This window comes from Gluconobacter roseus NBRC 3990 (assembly GCF_006538885.1).
Taxonomy (GTDB): domain Bacteria; phylum Pseudomonadota; class Alphaproteobacteria; order Acetobacterales; family Acetobacteraceae; genus Gluconobacter; species Gluconobacter roseus.
Window position 1 is genome coordinate 891,612 of record NZ_BJLY01000001.1, and the last position, 16,797, is coordinate 908,408.

The following is a 16,797-nucleotide window of genomic DNA, read 5'->3' on the forward strand; positions in this document are numbered from 1 at the left end:
TTCAGGCGACCATATCGAAAGGCGCATCCGCGCAGGCATTTGCTTCATCGATCGTCAGGAGGAGCCTGACCCGCTCTGCGACAGGGCGCTTTGAGAGTGGTGGTGAGCGATGAAGGATTTTCTCGGCATCATCCCACCCGGGAAAATGCTTTCCCTTCAGGAAAACAACAGCACCTGTCGGAGCCTCCTGCACGGTACGCCCCTCATCCCCTGTCCACTGAACGCCCGGCCCCACATAGGTTCGAAGCAGACGCAGATCGACGCAGTCCACGTGGAATTTCCGGCAGCTGTCTGTGGTGATCTTTTCCAGCCGGACGCGCAGATTCTGGTGTCCTGAAACATCCCTGTAGAGTTCTGCAAGCTCCATCATGTCGGCCATCAGAAGCCGTGTATGTCCGGAACATCTGACCTGAAGCTGTGCTGCTATTTCCGACAGGGCGCCGTTTGCCATCAGCAGGCGCGGCCCTTCTTTGAGGTACGCTTCCGCCGCCTGTTTCAGGGCGGGAAACATGTCCATCCGGTGCATCTCAAGACTGCGATTGGGAGAAAGAATGCCTCTGAAAGGCAACAGTTGCTCCAGGTGACAGCGTGTCGGGCAGGCAAACATGAAAGAGGGCTTTCCTTACTATTGATATGTTATAACATAACTATTAATGGAAGCGCATCAACCCTGCTCTTCCCAAGGATCTCTCCTCCATGTCAGATACCAGACTGCCTGTGACCGTCCTCTCCGGCTTTCTCGGGGCTGGCAAAACGACACTCCTCAATCACATCCTGAACAATCGCGAAGGCCTGAAAGTCGCGGTCATCGTCAACGACATGAGTGATGTGAACATTGACGCTGAACTGGTTCGAAACGGGGGGAGTAACCTGTCACGAACGGACGAAAAACTGGTCGAAATGACCAATGGGTGCATCTGTTGCACATTGCGCGATGACCTGCTGACGGAGGTGAACCGGCTGGCGCAGGAAAAACGGTTTGATTATCTTCTGATTGAATCAACCGGTATCGCCGAGCCCCTTCCTGTTGCTGCGACTTTCGAGTTCCGGGACGAGGAAGGGTATAGTCTGAGCGATGTGGCCCGGCTAGACACGATGGTCACAGTTGTTGATGCCGTGAACCTGCTCAAAGACTACGGTTCAACCGATTTTCTTCGGGACCGCGGTGAAGTAGCAGGAGAGGAAGACGAGCGTGCCCTTGTGGACCTTTTTGTCGATCAGATCGGATTTGCGGATGTCATTATCCTCAACAAGATTGATACGGCGTCTCCTGAGCAGGCAGAAGCTGCACGCCTGATCATCCGTTCTCTGAACGCCGATACAGTTCTGATCGAGACAAGCCAGAGTCAGGTCGCGCTGGATCAGATCCTGAATACGGGTCGTTTTGATTTTGAGCGTGCACACCAGCACCCGACATGGTTCCGGGAACTGTACGGACATGCAGAACACCGCCCCGAGACCGAAGAATATGGCATTACCAGTTTTGTCTACCGTGCCCGCCGTCCTTTTAAGCCGGAAGCTTTCGCTGGTTTCATCGAGCAGTCATGGCATGGCGTTGTACGGGTCAAAGGCTATTTCTGGCTGGCAACCCGACCGGACTGGGTCGGGGATCTGAGTATTGCAGGCGCTTTGGCCCGCCATCAGGCTGCCGGACGCTGGTGGGCCAGCATTCCGCACCAGAACTGGCCAGACGACGAGGCATGGAAAGCGACCCTTGCGGGGTATTGGGACGATGTTTACGGAGACCGTCGGCAGGAACTCGTCTTTATCGGCGCAGGCATGGATGAAACCGCTATTCGATCTGCTCTGAACAACTGTCTTGTCCCGTCCTCACAAGACGATGTCTTCATGCCATGGCATTACGACCATCTTGCTGATCCGTTTCCTCAATGGGCATAGAAGAGAGCGTATGGCTGTTGTGTCCGATGGGATCTTCCAAGCCTGTCAACGCGATCTAGGTGTTTAGTCTCGTATTATGATGAATTGGGTTGAGAATGAAGTATTCTGAATCTGAGTTCCAGATTTTTGCAGACATGTTCACAAGATGTGATTCCACTCAGGGTTTGAGTCTTTGCCTGAAGTTCTAGGGCGCGATACGGTCATTGAGGTGCGTTCTCACTGGTATGTTCAATATTGCATTACAGCTTTTGGGTTTAGATCAAACTCCTTGTTCAGCGCCGAAAGCAAAGTCTGCGATCGCTATATTGCTGATTGCAGGACGCGCATGGTTATAGCGCGGCTATGATGATTCCATCTTATAAAGCTTTTTGTCATTCACGCAGAAATGTCATATCATCAATAGACATCTAATGCTCACAGAAATGCACTTAGAGTCCATACCTTGGTATATTCAAAATTCGCATACTAAAAACTATATTTTTATTCTACTGCATTCTACCGACAATGTTGCATATTTTTTGACAATGTGATATATAAAACTCACCTAAAAATTAATTTGATGTGCAGAAAAATGACAAGATTTTGCAAATTTCCTTTTGGAAAGAGTCTAATACTTAAAGGTAAACCTGAAAGTCGCACATATAATAAATCTTTTTTGTTTCATAATTCTTTGTACGATTCAAATGTAAAATTAATAAAATCATCTTCTTATGCAGTCGGTGAAACGTTGGATGGTGTATTTAATTCTCGTATATATGCTCCTGAAACTCCAATTTTAAATAGTTTTTCTAATGAAATAATAGATAATAGTTTTTGGTTGGGGTATTTCCATGCTCATTATGGGCATTTTTTACTAAGCACCCTTCAAAGACTATGGAAAATAGACCAAAAAAAAGATTTCATCATAGCGCCAAGCTTTGATGAATCATTAATAAATAATCTTGATTACATTGGAATAATACTTGATGCGTTAGAAATAGATGTTAATAAAATTATATCTCCATCTTCCGGATGTGAATTAAGAAATATCACTGTAAATCAATCTTCTTTTGTGGAGAATTATTTTTGCTATCCCATGTGGGGTGATTTTATGAGGGGAATTTCAAAAAAAATCATAAGTGATAATTGCGGTTCTCTAAGTGAAACTCCTGTTTACATCAGTAGATCTCGAATGAAATCCGGAACTAGATTTTTCGAGGGAGAAGAATGTGTATCAGAAACTTTAAAAAAATTTGGCATCGAAACTGTCTATGTAGAAGAAATGAGCTTTAAAGAACAATTGGATTTTTGGAACAGGAATAAAATATTCATAGGATTTTCTGGATCTTCTTTTATAACATCTTCATTTTTTGGAAATAAAAAACTTATCATACTTCATCACGATGATTATGTTTTTGGATCACAACTAATGGTGGATGTATCTTCTAATAATAAGACTGCATATATAAATGTAGAAAATTTCATCTCGAGAAATCTAGAAAAAGAAAATGTATTTAAAATAATTAACTGTGAAGCTATAATATCCGATATAATAAATTCAATAAGAATTATGGGCAATTGAAAGCATATTTATTGCATAAGTATTTAAAATTTTGTCTAAAAATACATATTAAATTTCATTTAACTGTTGCGGTGCAAAGGCCGTACGATGGAATAGGTATGCTCTATGATTGGGCGTCTTCTATTTTTTGGTCCTAGACGTGGAGGACATCCAGCGAGATATAGCTGCTGATTTCTCAAGGATATATTACACGTTTTGCGGATGGTCTGTCCTAGAAGGATATGCATAAGCACTACGGCAGGTGAAACCTGGTCTATGTTCGGTTTCGATGGTGAGGTGAACAGGGCGTGTGGAATGTTCGGCTGCAAATCCTTGCCGATCCCGGTGTACCAGCCGAATGTCTTGTCCGACTTCCGAAAGGGTGAGAAACAGGTTCAAACGTCACCCTCACAGATGGATAGTCAGGTTCCCATGCATTTTCGTCATCTATGTGCGTCCCTGATTGGGGCCGGTACGATTGCTTTTTCATCCAGCGCGTTTGCCTGGGGCCCTTACGGTCATGCGATTGTGGCAGACATCGCTCAGGAGCGGCTGACGCCGCAGGCCCAGAAAGCTGCGACGGCGCTGCTGGCGCTGGAGAACCATCAGACGCTTGATCAGGTTGCCTCCTGGCCCGATACGATCGGCCATGTGCCCAAGAAAAAGGGTGGCCTGCCCGAGACGCTGAAATGGCACTATGTCGATATTGACGTGTCCCATCCGGCCTATGAGCAGACGCGGGACTGCCCGGATGGTGAATGTGTCGTCGAGAAACTGCCTGAAGAGATCAAGGTCCTCGCCGATACACATGCATCCTCGCAGGAGCGTCTGGTCGCGCTGAAATGGGTGGTGCATCTGATGGGTGACATCCATCAGCCGCTGCATGCTGCCGAGCGCAACAAGGATATGGGTGGGAACGCCATCCGCCTGACCTATTTCGGCAATAACGCCAACGGCCACATGAACCTGCACTCTCTGTGGGACGAGGGCGTGATCGACCATGAGGCGGATCTGCATGTTGGCCCGTTCTATAGCATCGACGCCTCCCGCGCGAAGAAGGAGGCCGACCGTCTTGGCGCTCTGATCACGCCGGATGAGACGAAGTACTGGGTGCAGGATCTGGACGGCGGCGATGTTTACAGCGCGACCGTTGACTGGGCCGATGAGAGCCATTCGCTGGCTCGCAGTGTGGCCTATGGTGCGCTTCCAGCCAACAAGGGCGCCGATATCGGCAAGGACTACACCGCGCTGACCTGGCCGATCATGGAACTGCGTCTGGAACAGGCTGGCGTGCGTCTGGCTGCCGTCCTCAACACCGCCCTGAACGGTGGCTGAGAACGGTCTCTGTGTGGATGGATGTCAGGATTTCTGCGTCCATCCTCCACCCAGTGCCCGGTACAGATGGGCCACGGAAACAGATACGCCGGCGCTGGATTCAGCCAGTGCGCTCCGGCTCGACAGAAGGGCATTCTGCGTCGTCAGGACGTTAAGGAAGTCTCCCGCACCCTGACTGTACTGAAGCTGCGCGATATGTACGGCGGTCTCGTCTTCTGAAACCGTCTCTTCCAAGCGGTGCCGGCGCTCCTGCGCGGCACTCAGATCCGCCATGGAATCATCAACTTCTTCCCAGGCTTTCAGAAGCGTGCGCTGCAAGGCAATCGCCGCTTCCTTCTGCTGGGCCCGGCGCAGATGAAGCTGTCCGGTCAGGCGTCCGCCCTCGAACAGGGGCAGCGTCATGGTCGGGCCGAACCCGTACTGACGGGACGCCCATGAGCCCAAACCACTGAACTGCAATGCCTGAATATCCAGACTGCCCGAGAGCGTTACACGCGGGAAGAAGTCCGCGACCGCCACGCCGATACTGGCCGTTGCGGCATGGAGATGATCTTCTGCGGCCCGCACGTCCGGACGGCGCTCGGCCAGTTCGGAGGGCAGACCAACCGGAATGATATCGGGAACGGGGGGGATCGTCTGGGACGATCCAAGTTTGTCCTTCAACGCGCCGGGCTCGCGCGCCGTGAGGAAGCTTAGCGCGTTCACGAGATGCACTTCCTGACTTTTCAGGACCGGAAGACGCGCCTCGAAGCCATGCATCTGCCCGCGGGAATAGGCGACATCGAGCTTCGTTGCCGTGCCCTGTGCGAAACGCAGTTCCGTCAGCTTCACGCTGTGGCGGGCGATATCGATGCTCTGTTGGGTGATGCCGATCTGCGTCTGGATGTTGCGCAGGTTCAGATAATCCTGCGCGGTTTCGGCCATGAGCGAAACCAGCACATCGCGGCGCAGTTCGTCTGTCTCATGCATGGCCGCTGTTGCAGCCTCAACCTGCCGGCGGACATGTCCCCAGAAATCAACTTCCCAGGATGCGCTCAACCCGTATTGCGGCAGGTTGAATGACGGATTTCCTTTTGCACCATCCGCTGCAGCCGGACCGAACCCCTGTTCACCACTGGCGATCTCGCCCGGACCGGCCTGCTGCATGGTCCCCAGAAGGCCGAGAATACCGTTCGTGCTGGCGCGCTCGCGGGCATAGGAGGCGGCACCTTCCATATGGGGCATCTGGGCCGCACTGGCGATCTTCCGTTCAGCCTGACTTTCGGTGAAATGCAGGGCCGCTTCACGCAGATCGAGGTTATTGCGCGCCACATCCTCTTCCAGCGCCGTCAGCGTCGGGTCACGATAGATGCGCCACCACTGCGCCTCGATGGCAGACGTTTCCTGCGGATGGCTCGCAGCAGGGGCGAGGCTCTGGTGCCAATGGGCCGGCGCATGCGGATCGGGACGATGATAATCCGGACCCACCGTGCAGGCGGACAGCGCGGTCAGGGCCAGAAGAAAGCAGCGGGAAGGCCGGAACAGGGAAGAGCTCATTTCCAGAGATACCGCTCGTCATGGGCATGAATGCCTTCAGTCGTGGAGGACGTATCGATCCGTGCTTCGACCGACATGCCAACGCGCACCTTTTCCGCCAGAGGCTGGCCGGGATCGAAGGTCAGCTTGACCGGAACGCGTTGCACGACTTTGGTGAAGTTACCCGTCGCATTGTCCGGCTGAATGGCCGCGAAGGCCACACCCGTCGCCGGGGCCAGACTGTCCACATGCGCCTTGAGCGGATGGCCGGGGAACGTATCGACCCAGATCGTCGCACTCTGGCCGGTCTGGACCTTCGTCAGCTGCGTTTCCTGAAAATTCGCCAGCACATAGGCCTTGCGGACCGGCACGACTGCCAGCAGTCCCGTGCCCGGATGGACATAGGCACCAACGCGCACGCCACGCTCGCCGACCACGCCATCTACGGGGGCAGGAATGGTGCAGTAGGACAGGTTCAGTTCGGCCTGATGCTCTGCGCTCTGGGCCTTCAGAAGCGCACCTTGTGCCTTTTCAAGCTGGGCTTTCAGCACTGCGATCTGCTGTTCAGCCGTGCTGGTTTCGGCCTTGTCGCGAGCGAGGGCGGCGACGGCTTCAAGCTGCCGGGCTTCCGCGCCCTGCTGCTGCTCGATCGTGCTGGCCCCACCGGCCGAGAGATTGCGATATCGCGCCGCATTCTGCCGCGCAAAGACCAGTGCGGCCTCGTCGGATTGAACGGTATATTTCGCCGCATCGACGATGGAGCCCTGACGGTCCAGCAGGGCCTGAAGGTTGTCCACATCGCCCTGCGCTGCGGCGGTGTCACCATGGGCGGCTCCCAAAGCCGCGCGGTAGTCGTCGTCCTCGATATGGGCGAGTTCTTCCCCGGCATGGACGTATTCGTTGTCCTCTGCCAGCACACGGTCGATACGCCCGGAGACTTTCGGGGCCACAGTCGTGAAATCGGCCGTGACATAGGCGTCGTTGGTTTCCTGACGGATGCCGTCACCCACGAAGAAGCGGTCAGCCGTCCAGGCCAGACCCGTCAGGACAATGACCGCACATCCGGCCAGGAGAAGGGGTTTTCCGTAAATCATGTTCGAGGCAGGTCCGTCAGTGTGCGGTGGCGGGAATGGAGGAGGGGGCCGGTTCGGGATCCGGTTCGCGGGCCGCGGCAGGGATGGGGGGAGCGGGTCCCTTGCCGGGCGGATAGACCCGTTTCGGCAGCACGGCGGTCAGCGCGACATAGAAGATGCAGATGCACATCACGACGAAATAGATGTCCACCAGCGCCAGCGTGATCGACTGTTCGTGCAGATAGGTGTGGAAGATCTGAAGCGTATTGCGCGCCACATGATCGCTGTCGGGCGAGGTGTTGCTGATGGCGGCATGGATCGGATCGCCCATGCCCGAGAGCGACGTGGCGTTATTGCCCGCCCGGTCCAGAAGCATGGTGGAATGATACTGTTCACGGCGGCGCAGCAGGATTTCGAAAATGGCGGTTGCGAATGCATTGGCCATGCCTTTGAGCATGTTCACCATGCCCGAAATGAACGGTCCGTCCGCCGGGCCAAGGGACATGGTCGCCAGCATCAGCACCGGGATCACGACCATCGGCTGGCCGAAAATCTGAAGCCCCTGCATGACATAAAAATTGTCCCGTACCCAGTCGGGAGTCAGCCAGGTTCCAAGGAACGCCGAGAGCGCCAGACATGACATACCGAAGGCCAGCACATAGCGGCAGTCCACCCGCGCGGAGTTGCAGAGCGCTGCCGTCAACGGAAGCATGATGAGCTGGGGCAGAGCCACCGTCAGTGCAACCGGGGCCGCCTGGATCGGCCGGTATCCGCGCACGGCTTCCAGATACGTCATCGGCACTTCGAGCATCAGCCCGCAGATAATGAGCACCGCCACCAGTGTGAGGAGTGACATCGTGATGTTGCGGTTCTTCCAGTACTGAAGCCGGAAAAACGGGCTGTGATGATGCCATTCATGGAACAGGAACCCCACGAACAGCGCACCACCCCAGAATGTCAGATGGGAAATGATAGGCGAGCGGAACCAGTCCAGCCGGTCCCCCTGATACAGCACGGTTACGACGCATATGATGGATGGCACGCCAATGAAGAAGCCGCGCCAGTTGAACTTTTTGAACCGTTCGAGATGCACAGGGTCGCGCGGCAACCCATAGGCCATCATGGCGATGGCGATGATGCTGAAGGGAATGACCTCCCAGTACAGCCAGCGCCAGCCCACATGTTCGAACCACATCGCCTCCAGCGGGCCGCCCAGATTGGGGCCGAAAGTGGCGCTCATCGCATAGCCACCAATGCCAAAAACCTTGATGGGTGGCGGCAGGTATTTGAGCATCACCGTCATCAGGACGGGCGGGAGGCACCCGGCACTCAGTCCCTGCGCTGCGCGAAGAAAACACAGCGAGATCATGTCCGGCATGAAGGGCAGGGGGATCGACAGCATGGCGAGGACAGCCGTCATGAAGATCGAGAAGCGGTAGATCGAGAACGTCATGTAGAACCAGGGCGTGAATGCCATGGCCGCGATGTTGAAGGACTCATAGATCGAGGTGAACCACGTCCCCTCGTCATGCCCGATATGCATCGCACCCCGGATGTCGGTGAGGCCGATTTCCGTGATGTGTTCATTGAATCCAGCCACATGGACGGCCAGCAGCATTCCCAGACAGCCAATGATCGTCCGCATACCGAAAGGCGGGATATATGAAGGCTGGGCAGGTGGCGCGCCTGCGGTCGGTGAAGCTGCTGGGTCCATGGAGTCTCTTCCGTTTCCCAAAAGCCCCTATCCGGAGTGTATGGGTCCGAAAACCCACATTTGCAGCAAGTGACGTTTCCATTTTTCGGAAGGGTTCAGGAAACCCTTCCATTTTTACACGAATGCGTGAAAATGGGCCTGAAACCCGCAGGAAACGGAGTGCGTAATGGCGAAGCGAACCGATAGCCACAGACGCTACGATCTCGATCTTCTGCGCTATCTTCAGGTTCTGGTGGAAGAAGAGAGCGTCTCACAGGCTGCTCGACGCCTGAAGGTGAGCGACGCCGCCATGAGCCGTCATCTCACCACGCTCCGGACAGTGTTCGGAGACCCGATTTTGGTTCTGTCGGGGCGGCGCATGATGGCGACGACCTTCGCCAACCGGATCCGCGACAGAGTGCAGAGTATCGTGCGCGACGCCGATGCGCTGGTGAATGACAGCGAAACGCTGAACCTGAAGCATCTTTCACCTCGTTTCACGATCCGCGCCAATGACCTGATCGTCGGTGCCTTTGGGAACGCCATCCTGATGGCTCTGAAACAGGACTGTCCCGGTTGCAGCATCGTTTTCTCGCCCGAGACGGAAGAGCCGGCCAGCGAGGCCCTGCGCAACAGCCGGATCGACCTCTATGTGGGCGCCACGGACGATCTGCGCCCTGAAATCATGCGCCAGACCCTGTTCCTGACATCATTCCGCGCCATGGTCCGCGAGGGGCATCCCATTTTTGCGCGCGGCATTACCCCGCAGACGCTGGTCGATTACGACCATATCAGCGTCTCCCGCAAAGGCCGGCCCTATGGCCCGATCGACGCCATCCTCAAGGAACGCTACGGCCTAACTCGCCCCATCGCGATGGTCGTGCCGACCTACCATTCCATGATCGAGACCATGCGCGAGACAGACATGATCCTGCCGTTGCCCGATATCGTCATTGACCGCCTGCCGCTTTCCCAGATCCAGCTTGAGGCTTTTGATTTTCCGTTCGAGCTGCCGCCTGTTACGTCCTTTCAGGCCTGGCATCCCCGGGTGGATACGGATGGGGTTCACCGCTGGCTGCGCGATACGGTCTTTCAGGTCATCCGACGCGAACTCGTCCGGTTCAGGGGTGAAGGCAACGGACCAGCATTACCGGGCGCCTGAAGAAGGATCTGGGAATTGCGTTCATAGATTTTCCCGAAGTGGTTCCAGATAGGCCTGAAGGCGTGGCACCACGAAGTCCAGAAACACTCGGATGCGCTGGGGAACACGTTTGCCACCCTGATAGAGCGCGTGGATTTCCTCTTCATCCCGCGTTCCGCTTTCCGACAGAACCTCGACCAGCCGTCCTGCCGCCAGATCCTCACGCACATGGTATTCCGCCAGCCGCGCCAGTCCGGCACCGTGAACGGCTGCCCGCCGAACGGTCTCGCCATTATTGGCGAGCAAAGGTCCCCGCACGATCCGATCCACGATCCTTCCGCGCTCCTGCAACGGCCAGACCGGAGCCGCCCGGCGGAAATTGAATCCCAGACAGCGATGATGTTCCAGATCATCCACAGTTTCAGGCCGCCCAAACCGCTCCAGATAATCCGGCGTCCCCACGATAAGCCGCGGCACGGTCCCCAGATGCCGGGCGGTGAGGCTGGAATCCTGAAGTTTTCCAACGCGGAAGGCGATATCCGTCCGGTCCAGATACAGATCCGCCATTTCATCCGACAGTGACAGATCCAGCAGAATATCCGGATATGCCGCCCAGAACGCCGGTAGCAATGGCTCCAGCGCCAGCGTTCCGAATGCCACGGAGGCGTTGATTCGCACCGTCCCTTTGAGCTGCACGGTTTTCTTGGACAGAAAACCTTCCATGTCATCCAGCTCTGCGATCAGGGCCTGCGCCCGGTCGTAATAGGCCAAACCTTCAGGTGTCACTGACAGCCGCCGTGTCGAGCGCTCCACAAGACGCACGCCCAGACGGTTCTCCACCCGCCCGATCAGCTTGCTGACCGTGGACGGCGTAGTCATGGACAGGCGGGCGGCTTCGGAAAAGCTTCCGCTTTCCACGACGCGGAGAAAGATTTTCATTTCGCCGAAACGGTTATCCATCAGCTTTCCGATCTGTGAAACTTCTTCACAGGTTTTGTGCAGCCTGAAACAATTATCAAGAGACATTTATCGGTTCATGATGACCCTCAAACAGTCACATCCCCGATGCCTGACAGAATGGACATGCACTCATGACAAGAATTCTTCTCCTGAATGGCGGCAAGGCGTTTGCCCATTCCCACGGACGGCTGAACGACACGCTGCAGGCTCTGGCAGCAGATATTCTGCCCAAGAGCGGCCATGAAATCCGCCAGACGAAAATCGACGATGGCTATGACGTGGAGCAGGAAGTCGAAAACTTCATGTGGGCTGATCTGGTTATCTACCAGTGCCCCGGCTGGTGGATGGGTGTGCCCTGGACCGTCAAGAAATACATGGACGAGGTTCTGACGGCCGGGCACGGAAAGCTCTACGCCAATGATGGCCGCAGCCGGTCCCGTCCCGACCGCAAATATGGCTCGGGCGGCCTGGTACAGGGCAAGCACTACATGCTGTCCGTCACCTGGAATGCACCGGAAGAGGCCTTCACGGATCCGAAGCAGTTCTTTGAAGGACGTGGCGTGGACGGGGTCTATTTTCCGTTCCACAAGGCCCATGAGTTTCTGGGTATGTCTGCGCTGCCAACTTTTCTGGCTACAGACGTGATGAAGGCACCAAATGTAGATGCCACTCTCGCGGCCTATCGTCAGCACCTGCAGGATGTCGTCGGTACGGCATCCTGAGCAGACAAGGGGGCAAGCCTGTAAGCTGCCCCTGACGTTTACAGGCTCATCTGCAGGACACGGCGGCTGACATCCGGTGTGATATCCGCATGTTCGCCCAGCGCCGTCATGCCGTGAGCCTCAAGCTGCCCGATCAGCGGTTCGATGGCGTCCTCGCCGATGTCGTAGGCTGACAGGCGCGTCGGGATGTCTAGACTTTCAAAAAACTCTTCGGTCCGTACGATCGCCGCTTCAATCCGTTCGTCTTCCGTACCCTCATGCAGGTTCCAGACACGGGTTGCGTACTGAAGCAGCTTGCCACGCTTGGCGTCTTTCCGCACACGAAGCATGGACGGCAGGACGATCGCGAGCGTCCGGGCATGGTCGATATCATACCGTGCCGTCAACTCATGGCCGATGCTGTGTGTGGACCAGTCTTCCGGCATGCCGACACCGATAATTCCGTTGAGAGCCAGTGTTGCGATCCACATAAAATTGGCGCGCAGCGTATAGTTCTCTGGCTCTTTCAGGACTTTTGGCCCGATCTCGATCAGGCTGAGGAGCAGACCTTCGGCAAAACGGTCCTGCGCCAGACCATCGGCCGGATAGGTCAGGTACTGTTCCATGATGTGGACGAAGGAGTCCACGACGCCATTCGCAACCTGTCGGACGGGCAGGGAATAGGTGCGCGTCGGGTCCAGGACCGAGAAGCGCGGGAAGACATGCGGACTGCCGAAGGCCAGCTTCTCGCGTGTGGATTGGCGGGTGATGACGCTGAAGCTGTTCATTTCCGAACCCGTCGCCGGCAGCGTCAGCACCGTGCCCAGCGGCATTGCGGCTTTGACGTTCGCGCCATGCGTCGTGAGAATGCTCCACGGATCGCCTTCGAAATCCACGGCCGCCGCGACAAACTTGATGCCGTCGATCACGGAGCCTCCCCCAACGGCTAAGAGAAAATCCAGTTTGTCTGTCCGAATAAGGTCCACAGCCTTCATCAGGGTTTCATAGGTCGGATTGGCCTCAATCCCGCCGAATTCCCGCGTGTATCGGCCTTCCAGTGCTTTGCGGACTTCCGGGAGCGTGCCGTTGCGCTCTGCACTCGATCCGCCAAACAGGATCAGGACGCGGGCTTCGGCCGGGATCTGCTCTGCCAGTTTCGGGATCGTGTTCTCGCCGAAAATGATGCGTGTGGGATTGTAAAATTCAAAATTCTGCATGGGTCCTGACTTCAAGATGAATGTTCTGACTGCGCCGTATTCGACGTGGGACATGCGGTCCAGCAAAAGCCACCGCAGGACCCTGCTTTCCTATCACCCTAACCGGTTTGAGGGTCCTGTCCCAGTCTGGAAGAGGGGCGCAAGAAAAACCCGGCTGTGGCCCGACCGTTATATTGACCGCCGGGCACGGGGCCGGTGAGGCGAAAAGCGAGGATATTCCAATGTATATTGCCATGAACCGCTTCAGGGTCCGGCCGGACAGCGAAGAGGCCTTTCGCAAAAAATGGCTGGATCGCGACGTCCTTCTCAGAACTGTCCCCGGTTTTGTCAGCTTCCAGTTTCTGCGTGGACCGGCAATGGAAGACTACGTCCTCTATGCCTCGCATACCGTCTGGGCATCCTATGATGCCTTTATTGGCTGGACGCGGTCGGAGGAGTTCCGCGCTGCTCATGCGGGCGCAGGGCAGGGACCGGTTCTGACGCTTGGTCCGCCAGTTTTTGAAGGTTTTCAGGTTCTTCAGGATATTGAGGCTTAAGGTTCTTTTTCACGCCTTGAGAACAGATGCTAGGGTTCGTGTACTGTGATGCAATGAGGGCCTGGCGCGTTGTGTGGCCGCCCGAGCAAGCCATTTAGGAAACGGTTGTAAGCCGTCTGATGTCCTATGGGACATCGTGCCAAGCAAGCAGCCATTCACAGGAATTAATCTCCGAAGGATGATGGGTGGTTGTTCCCCTGCATCTGGGGATGCGTTTGAACGCGGCTGGTGGGACAGCGTCGGCATGACCAATGATCATGTTTTCGCGCTCCCGCTATCTTGACGAATAAGTCGTAACGGTTTGTGAATGTCATTGATGTGGGTTCGAAGCCCGAATGTTCAGGAAGCCTGGTACGAGGTCGGTGTCTCTGTCGCCCATCTTGTTATGAAGCGCTTGCAGGACAGGCTGAACAGTTTTTGCAAACCCGGACGTGTCAAGCCTCCGACACGACACCCAAGACAGGAAGAACAATGACGGCCTCTCTCCGTACCGAAGTGAAAACGCTCCTCGACAGCCTGGGTGTGTCGGCTGACCTCTACACGGGCGGCAGTCTGACGGTGAAGTCGCCCCTTACGGGAGAGGTGATTGCTGAGGTTGCGGAAATCGGTGCGGAACAGGCGAAGGCCGCGATTGCCAGTTCGGTTGACGCGTTCAAGGCGTGGCGCAAGGTGCCAGCGCCACGTCGTGGTGAGCTCGTGCGTCTGCTGGGCGAAGAGCTCCGGACGAACAAGGAGGCGCTTGGACGTCTGGTGACGCTGGAAGTGGGCAAGGTGCCGTCCGAAGGTCTGGGCGAAGTGCAGGAAATGATCGACATCTGCGATTTCGCGGTCGGTCTTTCCCGCCAGCTTTACGGTCTGACGATCCAGTCTGAACGTCCGGATCATCGCCTGACGGAACAATGGCATCCTGCCGGGGCGGTAGGCATCATTTCGGCGTTCAATTTTCCGGTTGCGGTCTGGTCCTGGAATGCCGCGCTGGCGCTGGTCTGCGGTGATAGCGTGATTTGGAAACCTTCGGAAAAGACCCCGCTGACGGCTCTGGCCACTCAGGCCCTGTTCCTGAAAGCCGCGGCCCGTTTTGGCAGTGACGCACCGGCCGCGCTCAGCATGCTTCTGGTCGGTGGTCGCGGGATCGGCGAACTGATGGTGGAAGATCGTCGCGTCCCTGTCATTTCTGCAACCGGATCAACCCGAATGGGTCGCGATGTCGGTGAGCGTGTAGCGCGGCGTTTCGGGCGCTCCATTCTGGAACTTGGCGGCAACAATGCGTCCATCGTCACGCCCTCTGCCGATCTGGACCTGACACTGCGTGCTGTTGCTTTCGGTGCCATGGGAACGGCCGGTCAGCGCTGCACGACGCTGCGTCGTCTGCTCGTCCATTTCAGCGTCTATGACACGCTCGTGCCGAAGCTGGTGAATGTTTACAAGGCGATTTCGGTAGGCAATCCGGTCGAGGGGGACGCGCTCGTTGGTCCGCTGATCGATGCGGCCTCCTTCAAGATGATGCAGGACAGCCTGAAGGCTGCGGCTGATGCTGGCGGTACGGTCCACGGCGGAACGCGTGTGGATGTGAACGGCGAGGCGTCGTTCTACGTCCGTCCGGCAATGGTCGAGATGCCTTCGCAGACGGGGCCGGTTCTGGAAGAAACCTTCGCGCCGATCCTGTACGTCATGAAATATGACACGCTCGATGAAGCCATCGCGCTTCAGAACGATGTGGTGCAGGGGCTGTCGTCCTCGATCTTCGCGACCGATATCCGCGAGGTTGAGCAGTTCCTGTCGGCCCAGGGTTCCGACTGCGGTATCGCTAACGTTAATATGGGGCCATCCGGCGCGGAAATCGGCGGGGCTTTTGGGGGCGAGAAGGAAACCGGTGGCGGTCGTGAGTCCGGTTCCGATGCGTGGAAGGCCTATATGCGCCGACAGACCAACGCCATCAATTATGGACGAACCCTGCCACTTGCGCAGGGTGTGAAGTTCGATGTGGATGGCGGCTCGGCGGACGCCTGATTATGGATTTCCAGAGGGGCGGGGCGCAGGCTTCGTCCCTTGGTCCTGTGTAGGTGGCGCCTGCTTTTCCTCGCTGGCATGGGTGATGCTGAGCCGGTCATGGGTCGGTGACCAGGGGAGGGCCTTCTCCTCGACATAATCCGGCGGGGGCTTGAAGTCCTCAAGCCAGAGCCTGCCCTTCATGGGATTGATCAGGACGTTGAAGTGCTTGAGTACATCCATTCCAAGAATATTGAATTCCGCATCCGGGACGACATCCAGCGTGATGTCATGCAGCGTGTGCGAGCCAAGTTGCAGCGTGTTGAAATGATGTCTGTGCCCAAGCAGGACCTCTCCTGCGCCGACACGGATTTCATCATCCTGCGCGAGCATGCGTCGTGAAATACCCATTTTGCGCGCCACCCATTGCTGGATGATGGAGCGGTTGGCGCTGGTATTGAGCTGCATGTCTACCTTGTGACCATCAAGCAGGACCGTCGCCTGATTGAGCTGCGGAGACTCCCCATCAAAGGAGACGAGCGGAATGAATGGTCCGGGGTTTTTTAGAAGTGTGCCGATATCCGGACAGTCCTGCGCGGTATCATAGCTGAAAATAGCCATTTCCTGCGAATATCGGTCGATCAGGAGATGGTAGTTTCCGAGGATGTCCCATCCGATATCGGCCATTAGCAGCAGGCCCTCAGGAGCTTTTGGAGGGCGCTCATCGACCAGAATGGCAGTCAGGTCTTTGAGGACGGATTGACCGATTTGAAGGCTGTCGACAGACGTCAAATAGTTTCCGCCCGTTCCCGTGACGGACATGGTTCTGATGGGATCGCGCTTGTAAAAGTCAAATCCTTTCGCATTCAAGACGCTTGTCCGTGACGTGAAAGTCGAGAAGAAGGCGCCGACATCATGCCCATTGATCCCAACATGAATGACAGGCGCGCCAGCCGGGTTAAGGAAGGGCAAAACTTCGCTCATCACGACACAGTCGTGAATGGTTCTGGCCTGAGCGGATGGGATGAAGGCAAGCAGAGTGAAAAAGGCAGAAGAAATATTCCGCCCGAAAGACAGTCTGCCCATCACTGATCCTAACTCAAGGGCGAGGTAACCCTGCCAGAACCTTGTCCCGTTTTGCAGTAAAAGCCAAATGCTTTCACGCGGACGCTGTGTCCGGCCTTACCGTGTAAAGGCT

The 16,797-nt window shown here is 55.9% G+C and carries 15 protein-coding genes; 8 read left to right on the forward strand and 7 right to left on the reverse strand.

The features are described 5' to 3' along the window. Position 1: 1 nt before the first annotated feature. Positions 2 to 517, reverse strand: coding sequence for a DUF1826 domain-containing protein (locus tag GRO01_RS03930; RefSeq protein ID WP_231490266.1), 516 nt, complete (start codon positions 515 to 517; stop codon positions 2 to 4). Between the two features lie 179 nt (positions 518 to 696). On the opposite strand from GRO01_RS03930, the gene zigA reads away from it, so the two are divergent. From zigA to GRO01_RS03945, 3 genes are all read left to right on the forward strand, one after another. After that, positions 697 to 1,899: a zinc metallochaperone GTPase ZigA gene (zigA, locus tag GRO01_RS03935; RefSeq protein WP_062509106.1), complete on the forward strand. Its 1,203-nt coding sequence runs from the start codon at positions 697 to 699 to the stop codon at positions 1,897 to 1,899. A gap of 571 nt (positions 1,900 to 2,470) precedes the next feature. Next, positions 2,471 to 3,460: a glycosyltransferase family 61 protein gene (locus GRO01_RS03940; protein ID WP_167494562.1), complete on the forward strand. Its 990-nt coding sequence runs from the start codon at positions 2,471 to 2,473 to the stop codon at positions 3,458 to 3,460. A 411-nt stretch (positions 3,461 to 3,871) separates the two neighbouring features. After that, positions 3,872 to 4,774: a S1/P1 nuclease gene (locus GRO01_RS03945; RefSeq protein WP_174787398.1), complete on the forward strand. Its 903-nt coding sequence runs from the start codon at positions 3,872 to 3,874 to the stop codon at positions 4,772 to 4,774. A 24-nt stretch (positions 4,775 to 4,798) separates the two neighbouring features. On the opposite strand, the gene GRO01_RS03950 is transcribed toward GRO01_RS03945, so the two are convergent. The 3 genes from GRO01_RS03950 to GRO01_RS03960 are packed head-to-tail and all read right to left on the reverse strand — an operon-like array spanning position 4,799 to position 9,076. Beyond that, positions 4,799 to 6,310 carry an efflux transporter outer membrane subunit gene (locus GRO01_RS03950; protein WP_062509104.1) on the reverse strand — a complete coding sequence of 504 codons (1,512 nt, stop codon included), beginning with the start codon at positions 6,308 to 6,310 and terminating at the stop codon, positions 4,799 to 4,801. Beyond that, complete coding sequence (locus GRO01_RS03955; RefSeq protein ID WP_062509102.1) at positions 6,307 to 7,383, reverse strand: HlyD family secretion protein; 1,077 nt, start codon at positions 7,381 to 7,383, stop codon at positions 6,307 to 6,309. The genes GRO01_RS03950 and GRO01_RS03955 overlap by 4 nt, the downstream gene beginning before the upstream one ends. Positions 7,384 to 7,399: 16 nt before the next feature. Further along, entirely contained in the window at positions 7,400 to 9,076 is a 1,677-nt protein-coding gene (locus GRO01_RS03960; RefSeq protein WP_062509101.1) for an MFS transporter, read from the reverse strand. Between the two features lie 166 nt (positions 9,077 to 9,242). On the opposite strand from GRO01_RS03960, the gene GRO01_RS03965 reads away from it, so the two are divergent. Beyond that, positions 9,243 to 10,217, forward strand: coding sequence for a LysR family transcriptional regulator (locus GRO01_RS03965; RefSeq protein WP_062509098.1), 975 nt, complete (start codon positions 9,243 to 9,245; stop codon positions 10,215 to 10,217). Between the two features lie 21 nt (positions 10,218 to 10,238). Here GRO01_RS03965 and GRO01_RS03970 read toward each other — a convergent pair whose 3' ends face one another. After that, positions 10,239 to 11,156 carry a LysR family transcriptional regulator gene (locus GRO01_RS03970; protein WP_062509379.1) on the reverse strand — a complete coding sequence of 306 codons (918 nt, stop codon included), beginning with the start codon at positions 11,154 to 11,156 and terminating at the stop codon, positions 10,239 to 10,241. 131 nt (positions 11,157 to 11,287) lie between these two features. Between GRO01_RS03970 and GRO01_RS03975 the strand changes: the two genes are divergently transcribed. Next, positions 11,288 to 11,878 carry an NAD(P)H-dependent oxidoreductase gene (locus GRO01_RS03975; protein WP_062509095.1) on the forward strand — a complete coding sequence of 197 codons (591 nt, stop codon included), beginning with the start codon at positions 11,288 to 11,290 and terminating at the stop codon, positions 11,876 to 11,878. 38 nt (positions 11,879 to 11,916) lie between these two features. On the opposite strand, the gene GRO01_RS03980 is transcribed toward GRO01_RS03975, so the two are convergent. Continuing rightward, positions 11,917 to 13,074, reverse strand: coding sequence for an iron-containing alcohol dehydrogenase (locus GRO01_RS03980; protein ID WP_062509092.1), 1,158 nt, complete (start codon positions 13,072 to 13,074; stop codon positions 11,917 to 11,919). 221 nt (positions 13,075 to 13,295) lie between these two features. Here GRO01_RS03980 and GRO01_RS03985 point away from each other — a divergent pair, with 221 nt between their 5' ends. Both GRO01_RS03985 and amaB read left to right on the forward strand, forming a co-directional pair. Continuing rightward, positions 13,296 to 13,610: an antibiotic biosynthesis monooxygenase family protein gene (locus GRO01_RS03985; protein WP_062509089.1), complete on the forward strand. Its 315-nt coding sequence runs from the start codon at positions 13,296 to 13,298 to the stop codon at positions 13,608 to 13,610. Positions 13,611 to 14,081: 471 nt separating this feature from the next. Next, positions 14,082 to 15,620, forward strand: a complete 1,539-nt coding sequence (gene amaB, locus GRO01_RS03990) for an L-piperidine-6-carboxylate dehydrogenase (protein WP_062509087.1) — start codon at positions 14,082 to 14,084, stop codon at positions 15,618 to 15,620. Here the strand turns inward: amaB and GRO01_RS03995 are convergent, their stop codons facing one another. Beyond that, positions 15,621 to 16,391, reverse strand: a complete 771-nt coding sequence (locus GRO01_RS03995) for a retropepsin-like aspartic protease (protein WP_167494563.1) — start codon at positions 16,389 to 16,391, stop codon at positions 15,621 to 15,623. It lies immediately after the preceding gene. A 123-nt stretch (positions 16,392 to 16,514) separates the two neighbouring features. Between GRO01_RS03995 and GRO01_RS13280 the strand changes: the two genes are divergently transcribed. Continuing rightward, positions 16,515 to 16,691, forward strand: a complete 177-nt coding sequence (locus GRO01_RS13280) for a hypothetical protein (RefSeq protein ID WP_167494564.1) — start codon at positions 16,515 to 16,517, stop codon at positions 16,689 to 16,691. Positions 16,692 to 16,797: the final 106 nt, after the last annotated feature.